Here is a 6608-nt window from a genome sequence, read left to right on the forward strand (position 1 = left end):
TCCGTCCGCATCGAACTCAAAAATGCCGTCAACATCGGTTTGATTTGCTGATAGCCGTTTTTCTGGTCTTTAATTGCTTTATCGATGTCGGCCTGATTGGTCAAAGGTTTCGACTCAGATTTCTTTTTGGATTCTTTGTTGGAAGAAATTTCCAGAACCAGATCACCTTTGGCATTTTTTGAAAACGTAATACTGTCCATCAACATCACGTCTTTGAAACGCACGGCGTTGACGTCGCGGAAGTAAGCGGTGCCTTTGAAGTAATTGCGTCCGTCGTCGAGCTTTTTGGTTTCGACGTCGGCCCATGCTTCGACGCCGGTAGCTTTTGAGATAACGGATTTTGCCAGTTCGTTAAGCGGATCTTTTGCTGAGCCCGCGCTCATGTTTTCCATCATGGATGCGGAGCGTACTTCGAGCGTGGCTTTTCCCGATCCGTCGGGATTCAATACATACCGCGCCGTCGTTTCAAAACAGCCGCTCAGTAACGATGCAGCCGTCAAACATATAATAAGCCAGTAAGTTTTCACGTCTCACTCCTCTGCTGGTTGAAAGGATATCGATTACATTAATTGAAAATAAACCGTTTTGAGATACAACGTTTCCGGAATTTGCAAAACCCACGGATGATCCGGCGGCTGATACGTAACGGAATGAACGCGAAAACGTACGCCCAGATCCGCCGTCGCGAACCGGGCCGCTTCCAGCATCCGGTCTACGTCCATGTGGTACGCGCATGACGAGAGCACGATATGTCCGCCGGGATTTAATAATTTAATTGTACCGAGTAATAATTTCCAATAAGCCCATTTTAGTTTATCCATGCCTTCTTTACGTTTGGCGATCGCGGGCGGATCGATCACAATAAGATCAAATTTACGAACTTTGTCCGGTGACGCTTTTTGCAAGTCGCCTTGTTGATCCAAAAACTGAAAGACATCCTGCGCGATGAATTCGCATTTTTTTTCAACGTTGTTCAATTTGGCATTTTCTATAGCCATGGCGACCGCATCAGGATCGGAATCGATAGCCGTTACGGAAGCGCCGGCGTGTGCCAACGCGATCGCAAATCCGCCGGAATACGAAAATAAATCAAGCGTACGTTGATTGGGTTTAATAAGTTGCTGCACGTAGGCGCGGTTATCCCGCTGGTCGAGATAGAAACCGGTTTTATGGCCTTTGGCCATATCGACGCGGAATTGTAAATCATTTTCACGGATATCGATGAATTCCGGCACTTCTCCGTGTAAAACCCCCGAAACGGGTTCAAGGCCTTCCTCCTGTCGCGATTCCATATCACTCCGCTCGTAAATTCCTTTAGGATGGAGTAATTCTCTCAGAATATCGATAATATCCGATTTGAATTTTTCCATTCCAAGAGAACGGATCTGCAAAACTAAATATTCTCCGAATTGGTCCACCATGAGTCCGGGTAAATAGTCGGCTTCCGAATGAATGAGCCGTTGTGCGTTGGAATCGATTTTTAAAGATTGCCGGAATTCCAACGCTTTTTTAATCCGGTGGTAAAAAAAACCGCGGTCAATCGTGACGTTTTGTTTAGACCACACCCGCGTCACAATATGCGATTTTGAATTGTATGAACCGACGGCCAGAAATTTATTTTCAGAGTCATAAATTTCTACAACGGAACCGTCGTCGATGGCCTCGCGATCCCTGAACAGGGTGGCAATATCATCCCGGAAAATCCAAAGATAATTATTCCGGATTTTTTTATCCTTGCCTTCTTTGAGTTTAATTCGATTCATGAATAATACAGTGTAAAAAAACAGTGTAAAAAAAGCGCAAACAATATAGCGGAGAAGCGATTGAAAAACAATCGTTAAAGTGCCGCCGGATTAAAAAATAATTGGAATAAATGCCCGTATTGGGATAAATTAGGGCAGTTATAAGACTTGAACACCTGAATGATTCCACTTCGAGATACGATACCGTCGGCCACGTTTCCGATTGTAACGATTGTCCTGATTGCAGCGAATGCATTGATATTTTTTTATCAGTTGTTTTTAGGGCCGGAACTGAATGCATTCGTTCAAGTATTTGGAATTATTCCGGCCAAATATTTTTGGTTGGCCGATTTTAAACCGGGCGATTGGGGCGACCGGTTCATGCCGTTGTTGTCGTCGATGTTTTTGCACGGCGGATGGATGCACGTGATCGGCAACATGTGGTATTTGTGGATTTTCGGCGACAATGTCGAAGATCGAATGGGGCACGGCCGTTTTTTTGTATTTTATATTTTTTGCGGCGTAGCGGCCGGACTGACGCATATTTATCTTAATTCGGCTTCACGAATACCAACGATCGGTGCAAGCGGCGCCGTGGCCGGCGTTATGGGCGCGTACTTATTTTTATTTCCACGATCACGTGTCGTGACGTTATTACCGATATTTATTTTTATACAAATTATTGAAATTCCGGCTTTTTTCTTTCTGGCATTTTGGTTTTTATTACAATTTTTTCAAGGCACCGCGTCGATCATGGCCGGAGAAACATTGGGCGGCGTGGCGTGGTGGGCGCATTTTGGCGGATTTGTAGTGGGCGCGATTCTGTCGTTGTTTTTTAGAAAACCACGCACGGAACGAATCGAAGTTTTTGAAAAAGACGGAATCGATGAGTTGGAGTAAATTTAATCCGGAGAGTGGCTTATGACAACCTTATCGGAAGTTACGTTGCAGGAATTTCAGTCTAAATTGACTGATGCACATATCAAGACTTTGCAAATTATACAAGCGGCATTGGGCGTCGGAGTGACGGCTTTTTTGGGCGTTGTAGTTTTTTTGTATACGGCGCAGCCGGAGTATGATCAGCGCATGGCCGATCAAAATCTCGATTTGATCAAAATTCTGACGCTGATCCATGCCCTGATGGCGGCAACGTTGTATTACGGATCAACCTTCATTTACAACATGCAATTTACGGAGAGCAAATTGCGGGAAGCTGTATCAAAAACATTCAACGATGAAAAAGGTCAGCCAATTACCGACCCGGTATTTAAATGTATGGTGGTCATTCGTACAGCGATGATCCTTCGTTTGGCTATGTTGGAATCGTCAGCTCTTTTCGGTCTTGTCATTTGTCTTTTAGCCGTGACGAATGGGGTGATGCATCATTATCCGGAATATTGGCTCAACCTGATCACGGCGGCGCTGTTTTTAAGTTTGGTGGTTATGTTATTTCCCAATCGTGAAAGAATCGAAGGCATTTTCGTTAATAAAATTGCTCAAGGAAGTGTGACTCAATAGGCTTGAATGCGAAAAAAATAAATAAGTGATATAAAAGGATTCGTATGGAAACCGAGATTTATAAACCGAAAAATAAAATCCGTTTTGTGACGGCCGCCAGTTTATTCGACGGTCATGACGCTAGCATCAACGTCATGCGGAGAATTTTACAAGCATCGGGCGTCGAAGTCATTCATCTCGGTCATAACCGTTCAGCCGAAGATGTCGTCAATACGGCCATCCAGGAAGACGCTCAGGCGATTGCCGTGAGTTCGTACCAAGGCGGCCACATCGAATATTTTAAATACATGCGCGATTTGCTTAAACAAAAAGGCGCCGGGCATATCAAAATTTTCGGCGGCGGCGGCGGCGTCATCGTATCCGAAGAAATTCAGGAACTGGAATCCTACGGAATCGATAAAATTTATTCGCCTGAAGACGGTCGTCAACTTGGCTTGCAAGGCATGATCAATGACATGTTACGCCGTACGGATTTTCCTACCATCGATCATCTCAACGGACAAGTCGAAACACTCAATAAAAAAGATCCGCGAGTGATTGCGCAATTGATCACTTACGCCGAAAGCCTCGTGGAGGAATCGACGAACGGGAGCCTCGATGCGCTCCGTAAAAGACTTGATACAATCAAGCCGTCAAAAACGATTCCTGTGCTCGGAATTACCGGCACCGGCGGCGCAGGCAAAAGTTCACTGACGGATGAACTCGTTCGCCGTTTCATTCATGATTTTCAGGATAAAAATGTCGCGATCATTTCCGTCGATCCGTCGAAACGTAAAACCGGCGGTGCGTTGCTGGGCGACCGTATCCGGATGAATTCGATTGTCAATCCGCGTGTGTATATGCGCAGTCTTGCAACGCGGCAATCCAATCTTGCACTCAGCAAAGCTATCGAAGAAGCAATTGAAATTGTTCGTGCCGCGGCCTTTGATTTGATCATTGTCGAAACGGCCGGCATCGGGCAGTCGGACTCGGAGATTGTCGATCTGGTGGATGTTTCGATGTACGTGATGACGTCTGATTTCGGCGCGGCAACGCAACTCGAAAAAATCGACATGATCGATTTTGCCGATATTGTCGTACTTAATAAATTTGACAAACGCGGTTCATTGGATGCTTTGCGCGACGTAAGAAAGCAATACAAACGCAGCCGTAAACTTTTTGAAGCGGTGGATGAAACGTTGCCGATTTTCGGTACTATTGCAAGCCAGTTTAATGATCCCGGTGTGAACGTATTATATACACACCTCATCCGCCTCATTAATGAACGCGTCAAAGCCAATTGGTCGTCGTCGATGCAATTGACCGACGAAATGAGCAAGAAGAAATATATCATTCCTCCCGAACGCACGCGTTATCTCAGTGAAATTACCGATACCGTTCGCGGCTACCACAGATTTGTCGGCGAACAATCGGAAGTTGCACGCAAGATTTATCAACTTAAAGGAACAAAAGAAATCTTCTCGTCGCAGGATTCACTGGCATCCGGACAATTGAAGTCTTTTGAAATCGGTTCCGACGAAGGCGAAAGCACATCGAAAATTAATTTTGATAAAGTTTCGAACACCGATGAAATCATACGTTCTATCGACCGCATGATTGATAATCTCAATATTCGGTTGCGGCCGGAATTTAAAAAACGGCTGGAAGCGTGGGATGAATTTAAAAAATTGTATGCTCAGGATAAAATGGTCACGAAAGTTCGCGACAAAGAAATTATCAACGAGCTCTCTATTCATTCGCTTTCCGGTACGCGCATTCCCAAGGTAGCTTTGCCGCAATACAAAGATTGGGGCGATTTACTGCAATGGATCATGAAAGAAAACGTTCCGGGAGAGTTTCCGTACACTGCCGGTGTATTTCCATTCAAACGTACGAGTGAAGATCCGACGCGCATGTTTGCGGGTGAAGGCACACCGGAGCGTACCAACAAACGTTTTCATTATCTTTCCAAGGATCAGCCGTATGCGCGATTATCAACCGCGTTTGATTCTGTGACGCTTTACGGCGAAGATCCGGATTATCGCCCGGATATTTACGGCAAGATCGGTAATTCCGGAGTATCGATCTGTACGCTCGATGATATGAAAAAATTGTACGCCGGATTCGATCTGTGCGATCCGAATACTTCCGTTTCAATGACGATCAACGGTCCTGCGCCGATGATTTTGGCGATGTTTTTCAATACGGCCATCGATCAACAAGTTGAAAAATACCTCCGTGAAAACGGACAAGCGAATAAATTAAATAAACCCAAAGTCGATCACTCGCATCCGCATTATGCAAAAGCAATTAAATACGATGGGGTGATGTTTGGCTATGGCACATTGGGCACGACCGGCGATAAACTCGTCGATCACGAGACGTACGAAAAAATTAAAACAAACACGCTCAGCGTCGTGCGCGGTACAGTACAAGCGGATATTCTCAAAGAAGACCAGGCGCAGAATACATGTATTTTTTCGACGGAATTCGCACTCAAAATGATGGGCGACATGCAGGAATATTACGTCAAAAATAAAATTCGCAATCATTACTCGGTCAGTATTTCCGGATATCATATCGCCGAAGCCGGCGCCAATCCTATTACGCAGACAGCGTTTACTCTGGCGAATGGCTTTACGTATCTCGAATACTACCTCTCACGTGGAATGAATGTTGATGATTTTGCGCCGAATTTGTCCTTTTTCTTTTCCAATGGTCTCGATCCGGAATATTCCGTGATTGGCCGCGTCGCGCGCCGCATTTGGTCCATCGCCCTGAAATACAAATACAAAAGCAATGACCGTTCACAGAAACTGAAATATCACATTCAAACTTCCGGACGGAGTTTGCACGCGATGGAAATCAGTTTCAACGATATCCGCACAACGTTGCAGGCCTTGATGGCCATTTACGATAATTGCAATTCACTCCATACCAACGCGTACGACGAAGCGATTACAACGCCGACGGAAGAATCCGTTCGCCGTGCGATGGCGATTCAATTGATCATCAATAAAGAACTTGGACTTGCTAAAAATGAAAATACACTGCAAGGCTCGTTTATCATCGAAGAGTTGACTGATCTCGTCGAGGAAGCGATTTTATCGGAATTCGATCGTATTTCAGAACGCGGAGGCGTTTTGGGAGCGATGGAGACGATGTACCAGCGTAATAAAATCCAGGAAGAATCGCTGTTGTATGAAAATTTAAAACACAGCGGCCAATTACCGATCGTTGGCGTGAATACGTTTCTCAATCCTTCAGGAGGAAGCGAAGCCAAACCTACGGAATTGATCCGTTCAACCAAAGATGAAAAGGAAGCCCAGATCCATCAACTGCAGGCTTTCTGGAAAATTCACGAAAAAG

Annotated in this window: 5 protein-coding genes; 3 read left to right on the top strand and 2 right to left on the bottom strand. The window is 45.2% G+C overall.

What is annotated here, in order from left to right; genetic code table 11:
- Together K1X84_16380 and K1X84_16385 are read right to left on the bottom strand one after the other, a co-directional pair.
- Positions 1–527 (bottom strand): hypothetical protein (locus tag K1X84_16380; protein ID MBX7153207.1); only part of this gene is annotated, 527 nt, incomplete at its 3' end.
- A gap of 33 nt (positions 528–560) precedes the next feature.
- Entirely contained in the window at positions 561–1763 is a 1203-nt protein-coding gene (locus K1X84_16385; protein MBX7153208.1) for a class I SAM-dependent rRNA methyltransferase, read from the bottom strand.
- Positions 1764–1922: 159 nt separating this feature from the next.
- On the opposite strand from K1X84_16385, the gene K1X84_16390 reads away from it, so the two are divergent.
- From K1X84_16390 to K1X84_16400, 3 genes are all read left to right on the top strand, one after another.
- On the top strand, positions 1923–2642 hold the full coding sequence (locus K1X84_16390) for a rhomboid family intramembrane serine protease (GenBank protein ID MBX7153209.1): 720 nt from the start codon (positions 1923–1925) through the stop codon (positions 2640–2642).
- A gap of 21 nt (positions 2643–2663) precedes the next feature.
- Positions 2664–3260 (top strand): ATP synthase F0 subunit C, encoded by a 597-nt coding sequence (locus K1X84_16395; protein MBX7153210.1) that lies wholly within the window; start codon positions 2664–2666, stop codon positions 3258–3260.
- A gap of 44 nt (positions 3261–3304) precedes the next feature.
- Positions 3305–6608, top strand: a 3304-nt coding sequence (locus K1X84_16400; GenBank protein MBX7153211.1) for a methylmalonyl-CoA mutase family protein, incomplete at its 3' end; no start/stop codon positions are given.

The organism is bacterium, assembly GCA_019695335.1.
GTDB lineage: Bacteria > CLD3 > CLD3 > SB21 > SB21 > JABWBZ01.